Genomic DNA, 21,446 nt, shown 5'->3' with positions numbered 1-21,446 from the left:
ATGACCACGCAGCACGAACCCGAGGCGGAGCCGCCGCGAGCCCATTGCGGGGCGGCCGACGAATCCGAACCGGCCTGCCCATCGGAAACTGATGCGCCGCAGCAGAATTCAGCGGACGGCAAGGCTACGAAGAAGCAACTCGCCCGCCCCGAGATCCCCACCGCACCGGAAACCCGCGCGATGGGCACGATGTCGGTCGAATCGGCCGTGATGCCGACCGAACTCAGCGTCGAGGCCGGACGGCGGGAGGTCAGTGCCGCCAATTCCGGTGCGACGGTGCGCACCTCGGGCCGCAGCCGGACGGGGCGCTCGCGGCCGTCGGTGCGCAGGCTCGGTGCCGGGCTGGTGCCGATCACCACGGTGCCGCCGGTGGATCCGCGCACCGCGGTACTGGACGATCCGGTGGTCGCCGAGGGCAAGCGTTTCTGCTGGCGCTGCGGCAATCCGGTGGGCCGCGCCACCGCCACCCGGCCGGCGACCACCACGGGCATCTGCCAAACCTGCGACGCCCCATACGATTTCCGCCCCTCGCTGAACGAGGGCGATATCGTCTCCGGACAGTACGAGATCCAGGGCTGTATCGCGCACGGCGGACTCGGCTGGATCTATCTCGCGGTGGACCGCAACGTGAACGACCGCTGGGTGGTGCTCAAGGGCCTGCTGCACGCGGGCGATGCGGAGGCGCAGGCGGTCGCGCTCGCCGAACGCCAATTCCTCGCCGAGGTGGCGCATTCCAGCATCGTGAAGATCCACAACTTCGTCGAGCACACCGATCCGGACGGCACCCCCGTCGGCTTCATCGTGATGGAGTACGTCGGCGGACGGTCGCTGCGCGACATACTCGACGCCTATCCGCGGCCGGAGCGGATGCCGGTCGCCGAGGCCATCGCCTACATCATGGAGATCCTGCCCGCGCTGGACTACCTGCATTCGATCGGGCTGACATACAACGACCTGAAGCCGGATAACATCATGGTGACCGAGGATCAGGTCAAGCTGATCGATCTCGGCGCGGTCGCCACCGTCGAGTCGTATGGAAATCTGTACGGCACCAGGGGTTTCCAGGCACCGGAGATCGCGAAGACCGGCCCGACGGTGGCCTCGGACATCTACACCGTCGGCCGCACGCTCGCCGTGCTCACCCTGAATATGCCGATGGAGCAGGGCCGCTACCTCGACGGCATCCCGGAGGATCAACCGACGCTGGAACGCTACGAGTTCTTCCATCGGCTGCTGCTGTGCGCCACCGATCCCGATCCGGCCCGCCGCTTTCCGTCCGCGCGCGCCATGTCCGCCCAGTTGGCCGGGGTGCTGCGCGAGGTGCTCGCGCTCGATACCGGCACCGAACATCCGCAGCTGTCAACGGTTTTCAGCCCGCCGCGGGGTAGCTTCGGCACCGAGGAGCTGATCAGCCAGACCGATGCGTACGCCGACGGGGTGGCCAGGAGCAAACTGCTCATGCCGACCGAAGTCGTTGCCGTGCTGCCCTTTCCGCTGCTCGACTCGTCCGATCCGTCGGCGCCGCTGTTGGCCGCGACCATGCATCCGGAGGCCGAGCAGGCCCTCGACGCCATTCGCGAGGCCAGGGAGCGCGCCGATGGCGACCCCGAAAATGCCCCGGAGACATTGGATCTGGAGCTGACGCTGGCCGAGGCGCGGGTACGTCTGGAGATGGGCGAATCGGCCGCGGTGCTGCATCTGCTGTCCCGGATGCCCGAGGACCACGATTGGCGCGTCGACTGGTACACCGGTCAGGCCCGGTTGCTGGAAATGGATTTCGAGAAGGCATTCGCCAGCTTCGATGCGGTGCTGCGGGTGCTGCCGGGCGAGATCGCCCCGAAGCTCGCCATCGCCGCCACCGCGGAACTCATTCTGCAGAACTGGGATTCGGCCGGGCCGGAGCAGTGGCGCGACTACGCGGAGAAGTTCTATGAGACCGTGTGGCGCACCGATCGCGGCGCGGTGAGCGCCGCCTTCGGGCAGGCGCGACAGCTGGCCGCGGCGGGACGAGTCGCCGAAGCGGTGAACGCGCTCGACGACGTGCCCGCCTCCTCGCGGCACTACACCACCGCGCGGATGACCGCGGTCCTGCTGCTGCTCACCGCAGCGCCGGTGGCCGAACTCGACGAATCAACCCTGCACATCGCGGCGTCCCGGGTGCTCGGCCTGCCCAATGGCGAGAGCCGCGCGGTGCAGATGCGGGTGCTCGTGCTCGGCGCGGCGCTGGCCTGGCTGCAGGCGGGTAACGAGCCGAAACGCCCCGACGCCACCTTCTTCGGCGCACCCTTCACCGAACGCGAACTCCGTGCGGGCACCGAGGCGGGCCTGCGCGCCCTGGCCCGCAGCGCACCCGGCCGCAAACACCGTTACGCCCTGGTCGATCTCGCCAACGCCATCCGCGCGAAGACCTGGATCTGAAACCGCGAGTGGCCCGGCCGGGAGGGAAGTGGCCGGCCGGGCCCGGATCGGTCGCCGATCCCGCGCGTGCCGACCGATGGGCAGACCGGGCGGCGCGGAAACGACGAGGGCAGTCGGGTTTCCGTGCGCGGAAGGAGTCCGACCCCGACTAGTGCGGCACACCGGGCGAACCAGATCCGTAACCCATACTTACCCACCGATCATGAGTATTTCGTGAACGCCGCTCACGCCATTTCGGCGACCACCTGGGCGGCGGCGCGGGCGATGGCCAGTTCCTCGTTCGTCGGGACCACCAGCACCGCGACCGGTGCGCCGTCAGGCGAAATGTATCGCGCCGCACGGTTTTTCGCCGTGTTTCGGGTCTGATCCACCTCGATGCCGAAGCGGCCGAGTCCGGCGAGTGCGTCGGCGCGCACCTGCGGGCTGTTCTCGCCGACGCCCGCGGTGAAGGTGATGGCGTCGACGCCGCCCAACTCGATCAGGTACGCGCCGAGATAGCGGCGCAGCCGATGGATGTAGACGTCGTAGGCAAGTCGGGCATGCTCATCGCCTGCCTCGATGAGCCGCTGCAATTCCCGGAAATCGTTGACACCCGACAGGCCCTTGATGCCCGAGTCGCGGTTCAGCAGTGCGTCCACTTCGTCGATGCTCAGGTGGGCCGAGCGCATCAGATGCGGCACGATTCCGGGGTCCAGATCGCCGGACCTGGTACCCATCACCAGACCCTCCAACGGCGTCAGGCCCATGGTGGTGTCGATCGGCCTGCCGCCGCGGACTGCCGACGCCGACGCACCGTTGCCCAGGTGGAAGACGATCTGGTTCAGCTCGGCCGGATCGCGCCCGAGCAGCGCCGCAGCCTGGCCGGATACGTACTCGTGCGAGGTTCCGTGAAAGCCGTATCGCCGAATGCCATGCGCCGCAGCGACTTTCGCGTCTATGGCGTAGGTCTTGGCGGCGGCGGGCAGTCCGTGGAAGAACGCGGTGTCGAACACCGCGACCTGCGGCACCCCCGGCAGCAGCTGCCGCGCGCTCTCGATACCCGCGACATTCGCCGGATTGTGCAGCGGCGCAAGGGCCGACAGCTCGGAGATGGCCGCGACGACGGCATCATCGATCAGGGTGGGCCGATAGAACACCTCACCGCCGTGCACCACCCGGTGCCCCACCGCGTGCACACCGGCCCGCCGCAGATCGTGTCCGGTCTCGGCGAACATATCGAATACCGAACGCAATCCGGCCGTATGGTCGGCGATCCGGCCGCTGTGCTCGATGGTCCGGCCGTCGGCATGATGTTCGATACCGCCGCTGTCCTCACCGATCCGCTCGACGATGCCGGATGCGGCGAGGACGCCCGACCCGGGATCGAGCAGTTGATATTTGATCGACGACGAGCCGGAATTGATCACCAGCACCAAGTTTTCGGCACCCATGAGGCCTCCTACCCTCGGCTCGGCCGCGGCATCGGCGCGGTCGGAGCATATTCTCCGCAACCGCGACCGCACCGCGGTTGTTCCGAAACCACCCGCATCGTCGCACGTGTCACAGCGTGCCGCTCAGTCCTGCTGCGCCTGGATCGCGGTGATGGCGATCGTATTGACGATGTCGGCCACCAGCGCGCCGCGCGACAGATCGTTGACCGGTTTGCGCAGACCCTGCAACACCGGCCCGATGGCGATCGCACCGGCGCTGCGCTGCACCGCCTTATAGGTGTTGTTGCCGGTGTTGAGATCCGGAAATACGAAAACCGTTGCCCGGCCTGCCACTTGGGAATCGGGCAGCTTGGTGTTGGCCACCGTCGCGTCGATGGCGGCGTCGTACTGGATCGGGCCCTCCACCAACAGTTCCGGCGCGCGCTCGCGCACCAGCTTGGTGGCGACCCTGACCTTGTCCACATCCGCGCCACTGCCGGATTCGCCCGTCGAGTACGACAGCATCGCCACCCGCGGCTCGATGCCGAACCGTGCGGCGGTGCCCGCCGACGAAATCGCGATATCGGCAAGCTGTTCCGAGGTGGGGTCGGGGACAACCGCGCAATCCCCGTACGCCAGAACACGATCCGCGAGACACATCAGGAAAACACTCGAGACGGTGGAAACCCCCGGCACCGTCTTGATGATCTCGAACGACGGCCGGATGGTGTGCGCGGTGGTGTGCGCCGCGCCGGAGACCATGCCGTCGGCGATGCCGCGGTGCACCATCATGGTGCCGAAATACGAGATGTCCGAGACGGTTTCGCGGGCGCGCTCCAGCGTCATCCCCTTGTGCGCGCGCAGCTTCGTGTATTCCGCCGCGAACTCCTCCAGATATCCGGAGTTGCGCGGATCCAGCACCTCGGCGGCCTGGATGTCGACGCCGAGTTCGGCGGCGCGGGCGCGCACCGTCGCCTCGTCGCCGAGGATCACCAGATCCGCGATCTTGCGCTGCAGCACCCGGCCCGCGGCGCGCAGGATCCGGTCGTCATCGCCCTCCGGCAGCACTATGCGCTTGCGATCCGCCCGCGCCCGCTCGATCAGCTGATATTCGAACATCTGCGGCGTGACCACATTGCTGAGCCGAACCTCGATGCGCCGCAACAATTCCGGGGCATCGACATGCTGTTCCATCAGGGCCAGCGCGGTATCCACCTTGCGCGGGCTGCCCGCCGACATCCGGCCCCTGGTGCCGTGCACCGCACTGGTGGTCTCATAGGTGCCCAGCGCGGTGGTCAGGATCGGCAGCTTCGCCCGCAGGCCCGCCATCAGCCGGGCCACCGCGGGATGGGGCAGCATGCCGCCGTTCATGATGATGCCGGACAGCGACGGAAACCCTTCCGCCTCATGGGCGTTCATCACGCTGAGCAGCACGTCGGAGCGGTCGCCCGGCGCGATCACCACGACGCCGTCCACCAGCCGCTCCAGAATATGCTCGGCGGTCATGCCGCCGACCATCACCTCCAGCGCCTCACGCTGCAGCAATTCCTGGTCGCCACTGTACATTTCGCCGTCGATGGCCTGGCACAGCTCGGCCATGGTCGGTGCGAACAGCAGCGGCACCTCCGGCAGGCTCCACGACGGAACGCCGAACGGTTTCAGCGCCGCCGTCACCTCGTCCAATTGCTCAGGGTCGCAGCGGTTGACCACGATGGCGGCCAGCTCCGCATGCTCGTGCGCCAATTCGGCCGTGCACAACTCGGCCAGCTGTTTGACCGCCTCCGGCGTGCGCCCGGAACCGCGCAGCACCAGCAGCGTAGGGGCGCCGAGATTGGCGGCGATGCGCCCGTTGAAGCGCAGCTCGCTCGGGCTGGCCACATCGGTGTAATCGCTGCCGACCACCACCACCGCGTCGCACACCTTGGCCACATCGTGGAAGCGCATGACGATCTCGCTGATCGCGGCGTCCGGATCGGCGTGCACATCCTCGTAGGTGACCCCGATGGCCTGCTGGTAATCGATATCGGCGGTGCTGTGCTCGAGCAGCAGCTCCAGGATGTAGTCGGGCTCGGTGGTGGAACGGGTGATCGGCCGGAAGACGCCGACCCGCGCCGTAGTCGCGCACAGCATCTGCAGCACCCCGAGCGCCACCGTCGACTTCCCGGTGTCACCCTCCGGCGAGGCGATGTACACGGTGGATGGAGCGTTCTCGGACATGTCCGAGAGCTTAGTGAACGAGCGGCTACCTGGACCGTAGAGCGAGACCGTCATCACCGATGGTCCCGCGAACGCACGACCGATGGCCTCGGGCCCGAGGTGCCGGACGACCCGACGCGCAGGCGGCGTCGCGGCCCGGCGGATATAGTCCGCACATGGCCGACCAGTTCCCCGACCGGCAGTGGGGCTCCCGCACGAATACCCTTTCCCGCCTTGCGAACAAGTTCGCGGCGACCAAGCCGGGCTCGTGGCTGATCCGCAAGATCACCCCGCTCGACCGGGCGGTGCTCGAACGCACCGACGCCAAATACACCGTGCTCGGCCCCATCGGCGCGCCGGTCATCCTGTTGACCACAACGGGTCGTAAATCCGGTGCGGCACGCACCCAACCGCTGCTCTACGCGCACGGCGGCGACGTGCTGTACGTCATCGGCAGCAATTTCGGCCAGGCCCACCACCCGGCCTGGACGGCAAACCTGCTGGCGAACCCGGCCGCGACGGTCGCCATCGCGGGCCAGCGCATCCCGGTCACCGCGACCCTGCTCGAAGACGACGCCGAAAAAGAACGCGTCTTCGCCCTCTTCACCGACATCACCGACGCCTACGCCGCCTACCGCAACCGCACCACCCGCGACCTACGCATCTTCGCCCTCCACCGAGCCTGACACGTCCTCACAACCACTGCGCAACCCCGCCGTGGCCCGAGCAGGTGCCACTGCGGTGTTGACTGAAGGAGTAGGTGCCATCGCGGCACTGCGCGGTAGCCCCGGAGGGTGCGGTGGGCGCCTGTACCGGATCGTGGACACAGTTGCCGCTGGAATTGGTGTACGAGCCGCGGCCACAGTCGGGGGCCGGGACGGGTGCCCGCACGGGGGTGGATGCCGACGCGGGTGCGGGGGCCGGTGCGGGTGCGGGGGCCGGTGCGGGTGCGGGGGCCGGTGCGGGTGCGACGAATGGTGCCGGGACGGCCGCGAGCGGAGTCGTCGTGATCGGAACCCGCTCCGGGGTTGTCGTCGGGGACGCCGCCGTCGCGACGGTCGTTGTGGTGGAAGAGATTTGCGGCGGTTGCGGGATAGCCGCAGGCCCACAGGCCGCGGTGAATAGTGCGAGCGCGCCGACACCGATGATGAAGCCGATACTGCTGATTCGATTGTGCACTTCTGCTCCGAATGATCGAGCCCCTAGCAGGGTCGCGAGGGCTCATGCCGCATACATCGGACACTCGAATTCGGTTATTACAGAAGAAAATAACACCATTTCAGATGGGGCGGCCCCCTCGAAATCGGACCGGACGGCCCGCGCACGATCGAGGTCGAGCTGCGCCGACGACGAATTCGCCAGCGACGCAGCCCTTCTCGACACACCAACGGTCATCGACTCCCGGAACACCCTTCAGCACGCCCCAGGACGGAAACGAACTACCCGAGGGCGCGCAGCCGGGGGGCCAGGTCGCGCTCGAACAGTTCGAGGAAGCGCTTCTGGTCGTGGCCGGGGGCGTGGAAGACCAGGTGGTTCAGGCCCGCATCGATGTAGGGCTTGATCTGTTCCACCGCTTGGTCCGGATCGCTGGCCACGATCCAGCGCTTGGCGATCTGCTCGATCGGCAGGGCGTCGGCGGCGGCCTCCATTTCGATCGGGTCGGTGATCGAATGCTTCTGCTCCGCGGTCAGCGACAGCGGCGCCCAGAAGCGCGTATTCTCCAGCGCCAGTTCGGGATCGGTGTCGTAAGAGAGTTTGATCTCGATCATCCGATCGATATCGTCCACCGTCCGGCCCGCCTTGGCCGCACCCTCGGCGACGGCGGGCATCAGCTTCTCGGTGTACAGGTCCATACCCTTGCCGGAGGTACAGATGAAGCCGTCGCCCGCGCGACCCGCGTACCTGGCGACCAGCGGCCCGCCCGCCGCGATGTAGACCGGGATACCGCCCTTGGGCACGTCGTAGATCGACGCGCCGACGGTCTTGTAGTACTGCCCGTCGAAATCGGTGCGCTCACCGGTCCACAGCGCGCGCATCAGGTCGACGGCCTCGCGCAGTCGCGCGAAACGCTCCTTGAATTCCGGCCATTCGCCGGTGTAGCCGGTGGCGATCTCGTTCAACGCCTCACCGCTGCCGACGCCGAGCATCACCCGCTGCGGGTACAGCAGGCCCATAGTGGCGAAGGCCTGGGCGATCACCGCCGGGTTGTAGCGGAATGTCGGGGTGAGCACCGAGGTGCCCAGCTGGATCCGCTTGGTTCGCTCGCCGACCGCGGCCATCCAGGCCAGCGAGAACGGCGCGTGCCCGCCCTTGTGCCGCCACGGCTGGAAGTGGTCGCTCACGGTGGCGCTTTCCAGGCCGTGCTCCTCGGCCAGCACCGCGATTTCCACCAGTTCGCGGGGGCCGAACTGTTCCGCCGATGCCTTGTAACCGAGCTTGAGTTCGCCCATATGCCTGCTCCTCGAGGTCTTTTCCGTCGCTCGTTCCGACAGTAGTCAACCGCGCGACCGCGCGGGAATATGCCCGGATTCGGCGGCAGTCGATCGCGGCTGCGCGGGAATATGCCCGGATTTCGCGGCGCGGTGCACACCGACCGGTTCACACGGCGATAGCGGATACTTGACACGTGACTGCAGCGGCCGAACCGATCTTGTCCTACCTCACCGATATGGACGGCGTCCTCGTGCACGAGGACCACCTGGTCCCCGGCGCCGACAAATTCCTCGCCGAACTCCGCGACAACGGAACCCCGTTCCTGGTGCTGACCAACAACTCCATCCGCACCCCGCGCGATCTGCAGGCCCGGCTGCGGCACACCGGACTCGACATCCCGGAGGAGGCCATCTGGACCTCCGCGCTGGCCACCGCGACCTTCCTCGACGAACAGCGGCCACACGGAACCGCTTATGTGGTAGGCGAATCCGGGCTGACCACCGCGCTGCACGATATCGGCTACGTGCTCACCGACAGCGATCCGGACTATGTGGTGCTCGGCGAGACCCGCACCTATTCATTCGAGGCGATCACCACCGCGATCCGGCTGGTCGAGCGGGGCGCGCGGTTCATCGCGACCAATCCGGACCCGACCGGCCCGTCCCGCGACGGTTCGCTGCCCGCGACCGGTTCGGTCGCCGCGCTGATCACCCGCGCCACCGGCCGTGACCCCTACTACGTCGGCAAACCGAATCCGCTGATGATGCGTTCGGCGCTGCGGCGCATCGGCGCGCACTCGCAGTCCTCCGTGATGATCGGCGATCGGATGGATACCGATGTGGTCGCCGGCCTGGAGGCGGGTATGCGCACCATTCTGGTGACGTCCGGCATCTCCACCCGCGGTTCGGTCGAGCAGTTCCCTTACCGCCCGACGATGGTTCTCGATTCGGTGGCCGATCTGGTCGGTCGCACGGCGAATCCGTTCGACTGAAGTCAGTCCGGTTCGCCGATCGCGTCCAGCGCGGCGGACAGTTTGGTGAGCACGTCGACGGTCAGCGCGAACTGCTCGGCGCCCAATTCGGTTGCGAGACGGTCCGCCAGGACCGCGTGCCGCGGCGTGATGCGGGCGATGGCGGCGCGACCCGCGTCGGTGATCGCGACCAGTTTGGCGCGGCGGTGCGCCGGGTTGTCGCGGTACTCGGCAAGCCCCTTGTCCACCAACAGATCCGCGATGCGCTGCACGCTCTGGCGGGTGATGCCCATCTCCCTGGCGATGCCCGCGACCGGCAGTGGAGTGTGCAGCACCGCGCCGAGCACCTGCCACCAGGCGGCCGTCAGCCCGGCCGGGCGGGCCAATGCCTCTGCGATGGCGAGGAATTGGCCGTTCAGCTTGAATGTGGTGATTGCCGCGGTACTGAACAGCCGTTGTTCGGTCACTCGATCGCCTCCGATTCGATTCCGGCGCATTAGGCGTGCGCGCGCTGCCTGGCCGCGTAATCCGCGAGCACCGCGTAGGCGGCGGCGTCTCCTTTCCCGTATACCCGATACCAGGCATCGAGGATGTGCGGCTCGTAGACATCGAGTCTGCCGAGCACCTCGCGCGCGAATTCGAAAGGTGCGGTGCCGCTTGCGGTTATCACATTGCGATCGGTGACCGCCGGTCGCCGGACGAAATGCGCTCCGCCCGAATATCCGCTGTAGGCAAGGTATTCCGCGGCATTACTGGTGTGCGCGATATCGTCGAGGATACCCGCCGCCGCCAAACCGAAAGTGGCGCCGCACATTCCGGCGACCGGAACGCCTGCGTCGAGAAATTCGCGCGCCTTGCGGGTGAACTGCGCCAGCGCACCCGACTCCCATATTTGCGCACCCGCCAGGATCAGCATCTCGCTGTCTTCCGGGCGCAGTTCGTCGAGCGCGAGATCCGGCACGATGCGGACCGCGCCCATCGTCGTCACCGGCTCCCGGGTGGGCCCGACGGTCTTGACCTGGAAGGCGCCGGGTTCCCGATGCCACTGATGGTTGCCGTTGATGTGCGCGACCGCCGCACCGACCTCCCAATCGGCGAGCGTGTCGTATACCGCCATGTGCACTGTTTTCGTCATGACAGCATACTGTCATATTTGACAGCATGCTGTCAATGGCCGAACCCGTAATCTGGACACATGCGAATAGCGGTGGCCGCCGACGAACGCGTCGGCGTCGCGACGGAACTGAGTGCCGAACTGGAGAAACGAGGTCACGAGACCACGCTGCACGGCGCGCTGAGCGCCACCGAGCGCGACGATTGGGCCTGGGCGAGCGAGGCCGCGGCCCGCGAGGTCGCCGAGGGCCGCGCCGATCAGGCCATCGTCTGCTGCTGGACCGGCACCGGCGCATCGATCGCCGCCAACAAGGTGTCCGGCATCCGGGCCGCCCTCTGCGCCGATGCCGCGACCGCGGCGGGCGCGCGCAAGTGGAACGACGCGAATGTCCTTGCGCTGAGCCTACGTTCGACGTCGAGCGCGGAGCTGCGGGAAATCCTGGACGCCTGGTTCGACGGCACACCCAGCCCCGACGCCACCGATAGGGCAAATATCGCACACCTCATGGATATCGAAAACTCCTGAGCCACAGGAGCTTTCGAAATGGAAACGGCAAAGGCGCGGGCTCCGAATGGAACCCGCGCCCCGGACTACCCGGCTAGCTCAGCGCGTGATCAAGATCGGCAAGTAGATCCTCGACATCTTCCAATCCGACGGAGAGGCGCACAACGCCGTCGCTGAGGCCGATGGTGGCCCGCCCCTCCGGACCCATCGCCCGATGGGTGGTGGTGGCCGGATGGGTGATCAACGTCTTCGAGTCACCGAGATTGTTGGAGATATCGACGATTCGCAGCCGGTTCAGCACCTCGAACGCGCGCTTCTTCGCCTCGCCGTCGCCGGCCGCGAGCTCGAAGGTGACGACGGTGCCGCCCCCGCTCATCTGGCTGGTGGCCAATTCGTATTGCGGATGCGATTCCAGGAACGGGTAGCGCACCCAGCTCACCGCGGGATGCCCCTCGAGGTAGCGCGCGATCCGCAGCGCCGAATCGGTGGAATGCCGCACCCGCAGCGGCATGGTCTCCAAACCCTTGAGCAACGTCCACGCGTTGAACGGGCTCAGCGACGGACCCGTATGCCGCATAAGGGTTTTCACCGGACCGTCGATGTAGTCCTGCGTGCCGAGGATGGCGCCGCCGAGCACCCGGCCCTGCCCGTCGATGTGTTTGGTGCCGGAGTAGACCACCGCGTCCGCACCGAGTTCGAAGCCGCGCTGCAGCAGCGGGGTGGCAAAGACGTTGTCCAGCACCACCTTCGCGCCCGCGGCATGGGCCAGCTCGACCACCCGCCGCACATCCACCAGCGTCTGCATCGGATTGGCGGGCGTCTCGAAGAACACCGCCTTGGTGGGCACCGAAAGCGCCTGCTCCCACTGGTCCAGGTCCTCACCGTCGACGAAGACGGTCTCGACGCCCCAGCGCGGCAGGATCTCGTTGCACACCACGAAGCAGGAACCGAAGAGGCTGCGCGCGGCCACAAGTCGGTCGCCGGCGCCCAAAAGCGCTCCGAGCGCGGTGAATACGGCCGACATGCCGCTGGCCGTCGCGAAAGCCGCCTCGGCGCCGTCGATCAGCCGGATCCGCTCCTCGAACATGGCCACCGTGGGGTTGCCGTAACGGGAGTAGACGAAATGTTCCCGCTCCCCAGTGAACGCGGCCTCCGCGGATTCCGCGCTGTCGTAGACGAATCCGGAGGACAGGTAGAGCGCCTCGGCGGTCTCCTCGAAGCCGGACCGCCGCACCCCGCCGCGCACCCCGAGCGTCGCGGGGCCGACACCTTCGGGCAGTGGTTTGTCGAATGCGCCGCCGGTGATCATGACCGTCGCCCTTCGTCAGCGGCCGGACAGCAGGCCTCCGATTGTCCAGCGGACTCGACGCTGCCGGCGATCACGACTGCCGCCGGTCGGCAGCCACCCCGGGCGATCACGACTGCCGCCACGGAAGTCCGGCCGCGCGCCAACCTTCGCTGCCGCGGTGGCCGTCGGCGTCCAGCCCGCCCTCGAAACCCTCCAGCACGTTGTACGAGGGTTCGATGCCGAGCGAGGTGGCGACCCGGGCGGCGTTCGCGGAACGCTGCCCGGAGCGACAGATGAATACGACGGGGGCGTCCGCGCCGCGGCCGGCCAGCGCCTTGTCGAGTTCCTCGGCGAATTCCGGATTCCGGGCGCCACGGCTGTCGACCCATTCGACGAGCACCGTCGGCCGGTCGATCGAACTGGTATCCGGTACCCCGACGAATTTCCACTCGGCCTCGGTGCGCACGTCGACCAGGACGGCCTCCGGATTTTCCCGCAATATTTCCCACGCCTGCCGCGGCGTGATGTCACCGGCGTAACTCATGTGGACCTCCTCGGAATCCGCACTTGCCGCGCCCGGGTTCGGCGCACGGCCAGGTCGTCACCCGGAGCACCCCACCGCGGAGGAGGGTTGCCGACCAGCAGAGCCGGGGCTTGACGCTGGTTCTCATGACCTTCAACTAAAGATGGCCAACGAATGGCCACCGTGTCAATCGCAAACCAGCCATCGATCCCCGGAGCGGGTCAGGTTCCAGGTCGTCGTCCGCTCGTTGCCGTCGATTTCGACTGTGACGTTCGCCTTGGCCCGGTCGCCGTCCGCGCTCGGATTCTCGATCTTGGTGATCTCCACCGTCTTTCCGCTCGGCCGATCCGCGAGCGGCGAACGCTTCGGATCGAAGCCCTGGCAGACGCTGCCGGGCGCGGCCGGGCTGTCGGTGTTGTTGACGCCGCTGACGAAATCGCGCACCGCACCCGCGATCCGGTCCGCGGTTGTGACATTTTTCTCAGCGGGCGAGAGCACCCCGCCGAGCACGATCGCGACGAGCACGACGGCGGCGAAGCAGGCGGCCGCGATGAACGGCCACAGGGACCGGCGGTCGGTCTGGTCGATCTCGATCACTTCGCCGTCGTCGGCCGCTGGCTGCTTGTCGGTCATGGTCCGATCATCCCTGGTGGGGTACCGAATTCCGGCGGCGACCCCGGCGCGCGGCGGCCGCGACGGCAACCCGCTGGACATCGGGCCGCGCCGAGCGGCGACCAGCCTCGTCCGCATGCCCGACCGCGATCGCGAACTCCGATGGCATCCGTCCGGCGCATCGACCGGCCGTCATCGGGTATACCCGGCACCGATAGACTCGCGAGACTGCGTCCTGCGGTCATAGCCGAACGACAGGACAGTCGCAGGGGAAGCGTCAAGTTAGCCTAAGCTAATTATTAGAGGGCTAGAACCGACGCCATCAGTAGTTTCGACCATAAGGGTGCGCGTAAAGATGACCGAACAGAGTGTAGGGCCACGCCCACTCCGCATTGCGATCGTTGGCGCCGGACCGGCCGGAATCTACGCCGCCGACGCCCTGATGAAATCCGATGCGGACGTGTCCATCGATCTGTTCGAGCGCATGCCCGCCCCGTTCGGCCTGATCCGCTACGGCGTCGCACCCGATCACCCGCGCATCAAGGGCATCATCACCGCGCTGCACAAGGTGCTGGACAAGCCGCAGGTCCGGCTGCTCGGCAATATCGACTACGGCGTCGACATCACCCTCGACGATCTGCGCGTCTACTACGACGCGGTGATCTTCTCCACCGGCGCCAACGCCGACCGCGCACTCGACATCCCCGGCATCGAACTCGACGGCAGCTTCGGCGCGGCCGACTTCGTCTCCTGGTACGACGGCCACCCGGATGTGCCGCGCACCTGGCCGCTGGACGCGGAGAAGGTCGCGGTGCTCGGCGTCGGCAATGTCGCGCTGGACGTGGCCAGGGTGCTCGCCAAAACCGGTGACGAACTGCTGCCCACCGAGATCCCGCCGAACGTGTACGCGGGCCTGCGGGCGAACAAGGCCGTCGAGGTGCACGTCTTCGGTCGCCGCGGTCCGGCGCAGGCCAAGTTCACCCCGCTCGAACTACGCGAGCTGGACCACTCGCCCACCATCGAGGTCATCGTCGATCCCGAGGACATCGATTACGACGAGGGTTCCGAGGCGGCGCGCCGTCACTCCAAGCAGGTCGACATGGTGGCGAACACCTTGGAGCAGTGGGCGATTCGCGACCAGGGCGACCGGCCGCACAAGCTTTTCCTGCACTTCTTCGAATCGCCCGCCGAGGTGCTGGGCGCGGACGGCAAGGTCGTCGGCCTGCGCACCGAGCGCACCCAGCTCGACGGCACCGGAAACGTCAAGGGCACCGGCGAATTCCGGGAGTGGGACGTGCAGGCCGTGTACCGCGCGGTCGGCTACCTGTCGCAGAACATCACCAACCTGCCGTTCGACGAGCAGGCGGGCACCGTGCCCAATGAGGCGGGCCGGGTGCTGCTCGACGAGAACGCCGACGGCGCGGCGCGATACCTGCCCGCCACCTACGTCACCGGCTGGATCAAGCGCGGTCCGGTCGGCCTGATCGGGCACACCAAGGGCGATGCCAACGAGACCGTCGCCTGCCTGCTCGACGACAGCCCGAACTTCACCCCGGCCGCGCAGCCCGAGCCGGCGGCGGTGGTGGAATTCCTGGAGGGCAAGGGGATTCCGTTCACCACCTGGGACGGCTGGTACCGCCTCGACGCGCACGAGCGCGCGCTCGGCGAGCCGGAGGGCCGTGAGCGGGTGAAGGTGGTCGAGCGCGAGGATATGCTGCGGGCCAGCGAACCCCACAAAGTTTAGGGCCGCGCTCAACACTGATCTTCGCAGCGGAAAATCCGGTACTGAGGCATTCTGTACAGGTGTTCGATGCCCATGTCCACATCATCGATCCGCGGTTCCCGCTGATCGAGAACGAGGGCTACCTGCCGAAGCCCTACACCATCGCCGACTATCGAAAGCGCATGTCGCGCTTCGATATCGCGGGTGGAGCCGTGGTCAGCGGATCCTTCCAGGGCACCGACCAGACCTTCATGAAGGCCGCGCTCGCGGAGCTGGGTGAAGGCTGGGTCGGGGTGATCGCGCTCGATCTCGACGCCACCGATTCCGAAATCGTCGAGCTGGACCGGATCGGCGTGCGCGCCTTGCGCTGCAACCTCAAGCGCGCCGCCGCCGACATCACCGAGATGACGCTGCAGGCGCTGCGGGCGCACGATCTGGTCGGCTGGCATGTCGAGGTGTACATCGACGGACAGATGCTGGCCTCGCTGCAGCCGGTGATCTCGAAGCTGCCGGTGTTCTGCGTCGACCATCTCGGCATGTCGGATGCCTGCCTCGACTACCTGCTCGATCTGGTCGATCAGGGCGCGCGGGTGAAGGCCTCCGGTTTCGGACGGGTGTCGATGAACGTCGCGGATACGCTGCGCCGGATCCATGCGGTGAATCCAGGGGCGCTGATGTTCGGCACCGATCTACCCGGCACCCGGGCGGGCCGTCCGTTCCGGGATGCCGATATCGACCTGATCTGCGATGTGGTGGGCACCGATATGCACGCGGTGCTGGAGGACAACGCGCGCGAGTTCTATCGGCTGCCCGCGCGGGATCGGCCGACACCCGCCGACCCGGAGCCGACGTTACCGCTGCCGGGCACCTACCAGCCGACGCTGCCGTTGCGCCGCGACGAACTGCCCAAACCCGAAGCGGCCGATACGATTCCGTTCCGGGCCATCGACTGATCCAGTCAGCGTCGGCCGTACCAGCTGCCGGGTCCGTGCGCCGCGGCGGCCGATCGGAACGCTCTGGTACAGATCCGGATATACGCCGACGCCGCGGCGAACAGGCCGAGGACGACCGCCGCGACGAAGGCGGGCACGAGCCTGGATCGCATGAAACCCTCCCTAGCTGGACCTGAGCAAAATCCTTGTGGGACAGCAGATCCGGAACTCCCTCTAGCGCGCATCAGCCTACCGTCACGCACCGGTTCGGGGCGGTCGACCGATCTCGCGACCCAGACAGGTTCCAAGAGGCGGCGACGGCGTTATTGTCATACTGTCAATACACCGCCGGGCGCGGTGCGCTGGATCGACGACGAACCGAGGTAGGGCGTGACAACTCCATCCACCAGACAGGGCCCGCTGGCGGGCATCAGGGTAGTCGAGCTAGCCGGAATCGGACCCGGACCGCATGCGGCGCTGCTGCTCGCCGACCTCGGCGCCGACGTGGTCCGGGTGCAGCGGCCGAATCTGCTGCCGGGCTTCATGGAACGTCCGCAGTGGCGGGGCCGCACCATCGTCGAGGCCAATCTGAAGGATCCGGCCGATATCGAGCGGGTGCTCGGGCTCATCGCGAAGGCCGACGTGCTGATCGAAGGCTTCCGGCCCGGCGTCACCGAACGGATGGGCCTGGGCCCCGACGAAGCGCTGGCCCGCAACCCGCGCCTGGTGTACGGGCGGATGACCGGCTGGGGTCAGTCCGGTCCGCTGGCCGACCGCGCGGGCCATGACATCAACTACATTTCGCTCACCGGCGTGCTGAATGCGATCGGGCACAAGGGCGAACGACCCGTACCGCCGCTGAATATGGTGGGCGACTTCGGTGGCGGCTCGATGTTCCTGGTGTTCGGCATCCTCGCCGCGCTGGTCGAACGGCAGACCTCCGGCAAGGGTCAGGTCATCGATGCCGCGATGATCGATGGGGCACTTGCCCTTTCGCACATGATCTGGGGTATGCGCGGAATGGGCCTGTGGTCCGACGAGCGCGGCGCCAACCTGCTCGACACCGGTATGGCCTTCTACGACACCTACGAAACCGCCGACGGCAAGTACATGGCGGTCGGCGCGATCGAACCGCAGTTCTATGCGGAACTGTTGCGCGGCTTGGAGATAGACCCCGAAGGCCTGCCGATGCAGATCGATCCGAACGGTCAGGAACAGCTGAAGAAACTGTTCACCGAGAAGTTCAAGACGAAGACCCGCGACGAGTGGACCGCGATCTTCGACGGCACCGACGCGTGCACCACCCCAGTGCTGACCTTCACCGAGGCGGAGCGGAACCCGCATATCGTCGCGCGCACCGGACTCATCGAAATTGACGGCGTGGTACAGCATGCCCCGGCGCCGCGATTCTCCCGCACCCCGGCAGGCACACCAACGCCGCCACCGAACGAGGCGACCCCGTTCGAATCGGTCTGGGCCGACTGACAATTCGTTGGAGGCGCGAACCCACCGCGCCTCCAACGATTTTCATGCCGATCGACGATCAGTAGCAGGTGAGCGGGTTCAGCGGATCGGCGGCGCGCGGCGTCAGCGCCTCGTATGCCGCGGCGATGGCCTTCACGGCCAGGCGCAGATCGTGCTCCTGGTGGGTGAAGGGCAGGCGAAGGAAGCGTTCGAAGGCGCCCTGAACGCCGAAACGCGGTCCGGCGGCGAGCAATACGCCGTGATTGGGGGCGGTCGCGGCGAGCGCCGTCGAGACCGGCGCCGGAAGCTGGGCCCATACGGACATGCCGCCCGCGGTGTCGGTGACCCGCCAATCCGGAAGTTGCTCGGCCAGTGCGGATAGCAATGCGGCGCGCTGCGAATGCAACTGGCCGCGGCGGCGGTCGAGGATGGTCTCGGCATGTTCGAGCAGATATCCGACGGCGAGCTGATCCATCACCGGGGTGCCGAGGTCGACGGTCGAACGGATGCCGAGCAGCTTGGTGATCAGCGCCTGATTGGTGCGAATCCAGCCGACGCGCAGACCGCCCCAGAACGATTTGGAGGCCGAGCCGATGGTGACGATCTCACTGCCCTTCGCGAACGCGGCCACCGGCAACGGCGGCTCGGCAGCGGTGAGCCGCAGGTCGACCATGGATTCGTCGATTACGACGGTCATCCTGGTCTCCCGGGCGATCGCCGCCAGCTCGGCGCGATCCTCGTTGTTCATCAACAGCCCCGTCGGGTTGTTGAAGTCGGGCACCAGATAGGCCAGCGTCGCCGCCGTTTGCCTTGCGGCACTGCGGATTCCGTCGAGATCCCAGCCCGATTCGGGCAGTTCGGGGCGCACCGGGACCGGAATCGGCCGCGCACCGACATCACGGATGGCCTCGATGGCATTCGGATACGTCGGGTGATCGATCAGCACCCTGGCCGCGGGCGAGGCCAGCACGTTCAGCAGTAGCCGCAGACCGTGCTGCGCGCCGAGGGTGACCAGAATCTGGTCGGGTTCGGTGGGCAGGCCGCGCTCGGTGTAGCGGCGGGCCAGCGCCTCACGCAGCGCGACGATACCCACCGGGTCCATGCCGTGCGTACACAGATATGCCGGAATCCCTTCCAGCGCAGCGGCATACGCGTCCTGCATCTCCAGCGGCGCGGCCATCGCGGCATAGGTCATATCGATCGTCGGCAGGGCCGAATGCGGCATCGTCGCCATGATGCCCCTGGTCGGCTTCATGCCGTCGTGCGCCACGGCGGGCGGCAGCGCGACGGTGCTGCGCGAACCCTGACGGCTGATCAGGTAACCGTTCTCCCGCAGCAGCGTGTAGGTGGAGGTGATGGTGGTGCGGCTGACGCCGAGCGTGGCGGCCAGATCCCGCTCGCTGGGCAGCGCGACGCCCAACGGTGCGCGACCGTCGTGGATCAGCAGCCGAATCCCCTCCGCCAACGCCAGATAGGCGGGACGGGCCGAACGACGCGTCACCTCACCCCGCTCGCCGTCCTCCGCGCTGCGCCAGTGGCCCAGATCCCTCGCCAAACTGGACGCGCCGATCACCCGTGTCGCCATAAAGTCCAGTATTGACCGAGTGGATATTTATTAGCAAGGCCAGTTCGCCGCAGGCTGGAGATATGGAAGCTCTTGCCGCACTGCTCCTCATCGCCCTGTTCATCTACCTGACCCGTCCGGTGCGCGGTACCGGGTATCGGCTCGAGCGGTATCGCCCGGATCCAGCGGGTCTGTCGTATTACGAAGAGCAGCGCAGATACTCGGAGCTCGTCGCGATCTACGGGCGTCACGATGCCCCGGATACCCAGACGCTGCTCGGGTCGGCGCGACCGGTGGCCGCCACATCCGTGGAAACCGGTGCGGGCAAGGTGAATCCAACCTGGCCGCGCAGGCCGACAAGCGATGCACCGGCGCGACGGACCCCACCGGCGGGTCACTGCAGGCCGAACCCGCTTGCCGCGGGATGATTCGGCCGCGAGTGGCCAGTTTTCCGGAACTGGACTGGTATTTCGGAATATGTCATGGTCGCGGTGCACACTGTGCACATGAGTGAGTCCCCCGCCGCTACTCTGTTCGACACCGAGATCGGCAGCTGCGCCATCGCCTGGAGCGCGACCGGGGTGATCCGGTTCCAGCTGCCCGAGGCGACCCCGGCGGCCACCCGGGCACGAATCCTGCGCCGCCGCAACGGAATCGACGTCACCGAGCAGAAGCCGAGCGGCCCGATCGCCGACGCCGTCGCCGCCATCCGCGCCCACCTGGCGGGCGAACTCACCGACCTGCGCTGGATTCCCTTGGACACCAGTGGAATTCCCGAATTCAATCGCGCCGTCTATACGGTGACCCGCGCCATCGACCCGGGCCACACCCTCAGCTACGGACAGGTCGCGGACCGCATCGGCGCCCCCGGCGCCGCCCAGGCCGTCGGACAAGCCCTCGGCCGCAACCCGATCCCCCTGATCATCCCCTGCCACCGCGTGCTCGCCGCCGACCACGCCCTACACGGCTTCTCCGCCCCCGGCGGCCTCGAAACCAAGATGCACCTACTGGCGATCGAACGCACATCCGGTTTCGGCGAGCCGACCCTCTTCTGACAATTCAGCGGCATGGTTCCGGCCCACCGGCGATCGCCTGCCACGGAGAGTCCACACGATAGTGAGGGCGGCGAGCGTCCCGATAACTGCGGCAAACGCGGCGACGGCGCGGAACAGCGAGGTGACGTCGGCGGCCACGCCAACGCCTAGGACGGGGAAGGCGACACCGCAGTAGAGGCAGACGTTGAACGCCGCCGACAGCTCGGCTCGACGGTCCGGCGGCGCAATGCGATTGAGTTCGGCTTGGGTGCTGAGAAAGGCGAGCCCGAGACCGATTCCGTCGAGTACCGCGCTGGTCGCCAGCCACCGCGCCGACTGGGTCGGGAAGGCGATGACAAGCGCTATCAGACCCGCGATGAGCAGGGCGAATCCGGTCGGTTCCGCGATTCGGTCCGGAATCGAGCGCAGCGTCGACTGCGTCGCGGCCGCGGTGGCGAGCATCAGGAAGGCGACCGCCCCGAGCACCGCGAGATTCCGGGTGCCGAGCAGCTCGACCGCATACGACGGGACGACCGATGTGTACAGCGCCCCGACCGACCAAGCGGTGAAGACACCGATTCCGATGCGGGCGAACCGGATTCGGATTTCAGGTGGTATCCGGGGTGACGCCTTCGGAGTGCCGGGGCCGCTCGGCAGCGGCCAGTCACCGGTGGTGCACACAGCGGCGGCGATGACGAGGAGCGCCACGGTCTCGATCGAATAGCTCAGCACCGACGGTGCCGGCGCGTACTGGGCGAGCAGCCCGCCCAGCAGCGGACCGACGGCTCCGCCACCCGCGACGGCCGAGGTCGCGACCGAGGCGGCCCGGCCGCCTCGCGTATCCAGTTCGACCAGCGCGGCGGTCGCGGCGCCGGTGGCGATGCCGACCGCCATGCCCTGCACGGCGCGACCGGCCAGCAGCCCCGCGGTCCCGGCGGCCATCGCCAGCATTATCGAACCCGCCGCCGCACCGAGCAGGCCCGCGACCACCAAACGCCGCCGACCGAAACGATCGGCAAGTCGGCCGCCGATCAGCAGGGTCGGGATCAAGGCCAGCGCATAGGTGGCGAAGATCGTGGTCAGCATGGTGTTCGACAGGCCGAATCGGCTCCGGTAAAGCACATACAGCGGGGTCGGGATCTCGGTTCCGGCGATCAGGGCCAGCAGTGCCGCGGCCGTCGACCAGAATGCGGCGGCGGTGCGGCGGAACGTGGTGCTCGTTGCGGACATGTGGTCGAGAGTGCTGATCACCCACCCGTCGG

General features: G+C 67.4%; 21 protein-coding genes and 1 riboswitch. Of the genes, 9 read left to right on the top strand and 12 right to left on the bottom strand.

Annotated features, from left to right (window positions below; translation table 11 throughout):
- Positions 1-2,418, top strand: coding sequence for a serine/threonine-protein kinase (locus LGY53_RS08570; protein WP_225726081.1), 2,418 nt, complete (start codon positions 1-3; stop codon positions 2,416-2,418).
- A 224-nt stretch (positions 2,419-2,642) separates the two neighbouring features.
- Here the strand turns inward: LGY53_RS08570 and LGY53_RS08565 are convergent, their stop codons facing one another.
- Together LGY53_RS08565 and pta are read right to left on the bottom strand one after the other, a co-directional pair.
- Complete coding sequence (locus tag LGY53_RS08565; protein WP_225726080.1) at positions 2,643-3,848, bottom strand: acetate kinase; 1,206 nt, start codon at positions 3,846-3,848, stop codon at positions 2,643-2,645.
- Between the two features lie 123 nt (positions 3,849-3,971).
- A complete protein-coding gene (pta, locus tag LGY53_RS08560) occupies positions 3,972-6,044 on the bottom strand; it encodes a phosphate acetyltransferase (RefSeq protein WP_225726079.1) in 2,073 nt (690 codons plus the stop codon).
- Between the two features lie 155 nt (positions 6,045-6,199).
- Between pta and LGY53_RS08555 the strand changes: the two genes are divergently transcribed.
- On the top strand, positions 6,200-6,709 hold the full coding sequence (locus tag LGY53_RS08555) for a nitroreductase/quinone reductase family protein (protein WP_225726078.1): 510 nt from the start codon (positions 6,200-6,202) through the stop codon (positions 6,707-6,709).
- Between the two features lie 7 nt (positions 6,710-6,716).
- Here LGY53_RS08555 and LGY53_RS08550 read toward each other — a convergent pair whose 3' ends face one another.
- Positions 6,717-7,202 carry a DUF3761 domain-containing protein gene (locus LGY53_RS08550; RefSeq protein ID WP_225726077.1) on the bottom strand — a complete coding sequence of 162 codons (486 nt, stop codon included), beginning with the start codon at positions 7,200-7,202 and terminating at the stop codon, positions 6,717-6,719.
- Between the two features lie 260 nt (positions 7,203-7,462).
- The gene (gene fgd / locus LGY53_RS08545; RefSeq protein WP_225726076.1) at positions 7,463-8,473 is read right to left on the bottom strand and encodes a glucose-6-phosphate dehydrogenase (coenzyme-F420); all 1,011 of its coding nucleotides are present in this window, start codon (positions 8,471-8,473) and stop codon (positions 7,463-7,465) included.
- Between the two features lie 218 nt (positions 8,474-8,691).
- Here fgd and LGY53_RS08540 point away from each other — a divergent pair, with 218 nt between their 5' ends.
- Positions 8,692-9,447: an HAD-IIA family hydrolase gene (locus LGY53_RS08540; RefSeq protein ID WP_225726282.1), complete on the top strand. Its 756-nt coding sequence runs from the start codon at positions 8,692-8,694 to the stop codon at positions 9,445-9,447.
- A 2-nt stretch (positions 9,448-9,449) separates the two neighbouring features.
- Here the strand turns inward: LGY53_RS08540 and LGY53_RS08535 are convergent, their stop codons facing one another.
- Together LGY53_RS08535 and LGY53_RS08530 are read right to left on the bottom strand one after the other, a co-directional pair.
- Entirely contained in the window at positions 9,450-9,893 is a 444-nt protein-coding gene (locus LGY53_RS08535) for a MarR family winged helix-turn-helix transcriptional regulator (protein ID WP_225726075.1), read from the bottom strand.
- Positions 9,894-9,922: 29 nt separating this feature from the next.
- Positions 9,923-10,561 carry a DJ-1/PfpI family protein gene (locus LGY53_RS08530; protein ID WP_225726074.1) on the bottom strand — a complete coding sequence of 213 codons (639 nt, stop codon included), beginning with the start codon at positions 10,559-10,561 and terminating at the stop codon, positions 9,923-9,925.
- Between the two features lie 60 nt (positions 10,562-10,621).
- On the opposite strand from LGY53_RS08530, the gene LGY53_RS08525 reads away from it, so the two are divergent.
- Positions 10,622-11,065, top strand: coding sequence for an RpiB/LacA/LacB family sugar-phosphate isomerase (locus LGY53_RS08525; protein ID WP_225726073.1), 444 nt, complete (start codon positions 10,622-10,624; stop codon positions 11,063-11,065).
- Positions 11,066-11,138: 73 nt separating this feature from the next.
- Here the strand turns inward: LGY53_RS08525 and LGY53_RS08520 are convergent, their stop codons facing one another.
- The 3 genes from LGY53_RS08520 to LGY53_RS08510 all read right to left on the bottom strand — a co-directional run bounded on the left by LGY53_RS08520 (position 11,139) and on the right by LGY53_RS08510 (position 13,488).
- Entirely contained in the window at positions 11,139-12,353 is a 1,215-nt protein-coding gene (locus tag LGY53_RS08520; RefSeq protein ID WP_225726072.1) for an O-succinylhomoserine sulfhydrylase, read from the bottom strand.
- Between the two features lie 106 nt (positions 12,354-12,459).
- Complete coding sequence (locus tag LGY53_RS08515; RefSeq protein WP_225726071.1) at positions 12,460-12,876, bottom strand: rhodanese-like domain-containing protein; 417 nt, start codon at positions 12,874-12,876, stop codon at positions 12,460-12,462.
- A 14-nt stretch (positions 12,877-12,890) separates the two neighbouring features.
- Positions 12,891-13,007, bottom strand: a riboswitch (SAM riboswitch).
- Positions 13,008-13,041: 34 nt separating this feature from the next.
- Positions 13,042-13,488, bottom strand: coding sequence for a hypothetical protein (locus LGY53_RS08510; protein WP_225726070.1), 447 nt, complete (start codon positions 13,486-13,488; stop codon positions 13,042-13,044).
- Positions 13,489-13,822: 334 nt separating this feature from the next.
- Here LGY53_RS08510 and LGY53_RS08505 point away from each other — a divergent pair, with 334 nt between their 5' ends.
- Both LGY53_RS08505 and LGY53_RS08500 read left to right on the top strand, forming a co-directional pair.
- Positions 13,823-15,211, top strand: a complete 1,389-nt coding sequence (locus LGY53_RS08505; protein ID WP_225726069.1) for an FAD-dependent oxidoreductase — start codon at positions 13,823-13,825, stop codon at positions 15,209-15,211.
- A 59-nt stretch (positions 15,212-15,270) separates the two neighbouring features.
- Positions 15,271-16,143 carry an amidohydrolase gene (locus LGY53_RS08500; protein WP_225726068.1) on the top strand — a complete coding sequence of 291 codons (873 nt, stop codon included), beginning with the start codon at positions 15,271-15,273 and terminating at the stop codon, positions 16,141-16,143.
- 5 nt (positions 16,144-16,148) lie between these two features.
- Here the strand turns inward: LGY53_RS08500 and LGY53_RS08495 are convergent, their stop codons facing one another.
- On the bottom strand, positions 16,149-16,295 hold the full coding sequence (locus tag LGY53_RS08495; protein WP_225726067.1) for a hypothetical protein: 147 nt from the start codon (positions 16,293-16,295) through the stop codon (positions 16,149-16,151).
- Between the two features lie 217 nt (positions 16,296-16,512).
- On the opposite strand from LGY53_RS08495, the gene LGY53_RS08490 reads away from it, so the two are divergent.
- Positions 16,513-17,607, top strand: coding sequence for a CaiB/BaiF CoA-transferase family protein (locus LGY53_RS08490; protein ID WP_225726066.1), 1,095 nt, complete (start codon positions 16,513-16,515; stop codon positions 17,605-17,607).
- A 58-nt stretch (positions 17,608-17,665) separates the two neighbouring features.
- Here the strand turns inward: LGY53_RS08490 and LGY53_RS08485 are convergent, their stop codons facing one another.
- Positions 17,666-19,171: a PLP-dependent aminotransferase family protein gene (locus LGY53_RS08485; RefSeq protein WP_225726065.1), complete on the bottom strand. Its 1,506-nt coding sequence runs from the start codon at positions 19,169-19,171 to the stop codon at positions 17,666-17,668.
- A gap of 62 nt (positions 19,172-19,233) precedes the next feature.
- On the opposite strand from LGY53_RS08485, the gene LGY53_RS08480 reads away from it, so the two are divergent.
- Together LGY53_RS08480 and LGY53_RS08475 are read left to right on the top strand one after the other, a co-directional pair.
- Positions 19,234-19,578 carry a hypothetical protein gene (locus LGY53_RS08480; RefSeq protein ID WP_225726064.1) on the top strand — a complete coding sequence of 115 codons (345 nt, stop codon included), beginning with the start codon at positions 19,234-19,236 and terminating at the stop codon, positions 19,576-19,578.
- A 78-nt stretch (positions 19,579-19,656) separates the two neighbouring features.
- A complete protein-coding gene (locus tag LGY53_RS08475) occupies positions 19,657-20,205 on the top strand; it encodes a methylated-DNA--[protein]-cysteine S-methyltransferase (RefSeq protein ID WP_225726063.1) in 549 nt (182 codons plus the stop codon).
- Here the strand turns inward: LGY53_RS08475 and LGY53_RS08470 are convergent.
- Positions 20,155-21,414: an MFS transporter gene (locus LGY53_RS08470; RefSeq protein WP_225726062.1), complete on the bottom strand. Its 1,260-nt coding sequence runs from the start codon at positions 21,412-21,414 to the stop codon at positions 20,155-20,157. The genes LGY53_RS08475 and LGY53_RS08470 overlap by 51 nt on opposite strands.
- Positions 21,415-21,446: the final 32 nt, after the last annotated feature.

This window comes from Nocardia sp. JCM 34519.1, assembly GCF_020361265.1.
Taxonomy (GTDB): Bacteria; Actinomycetota; Actinomycetes; order Mycobacteriales; family Mycobacteriaceae; genus Nocardia; species Nocardia arthritidis_A.
Note: the sequence above shows the minus strand (reverse complement) of the source record. Positions and strands in the feature narration are given on the sequence as shown.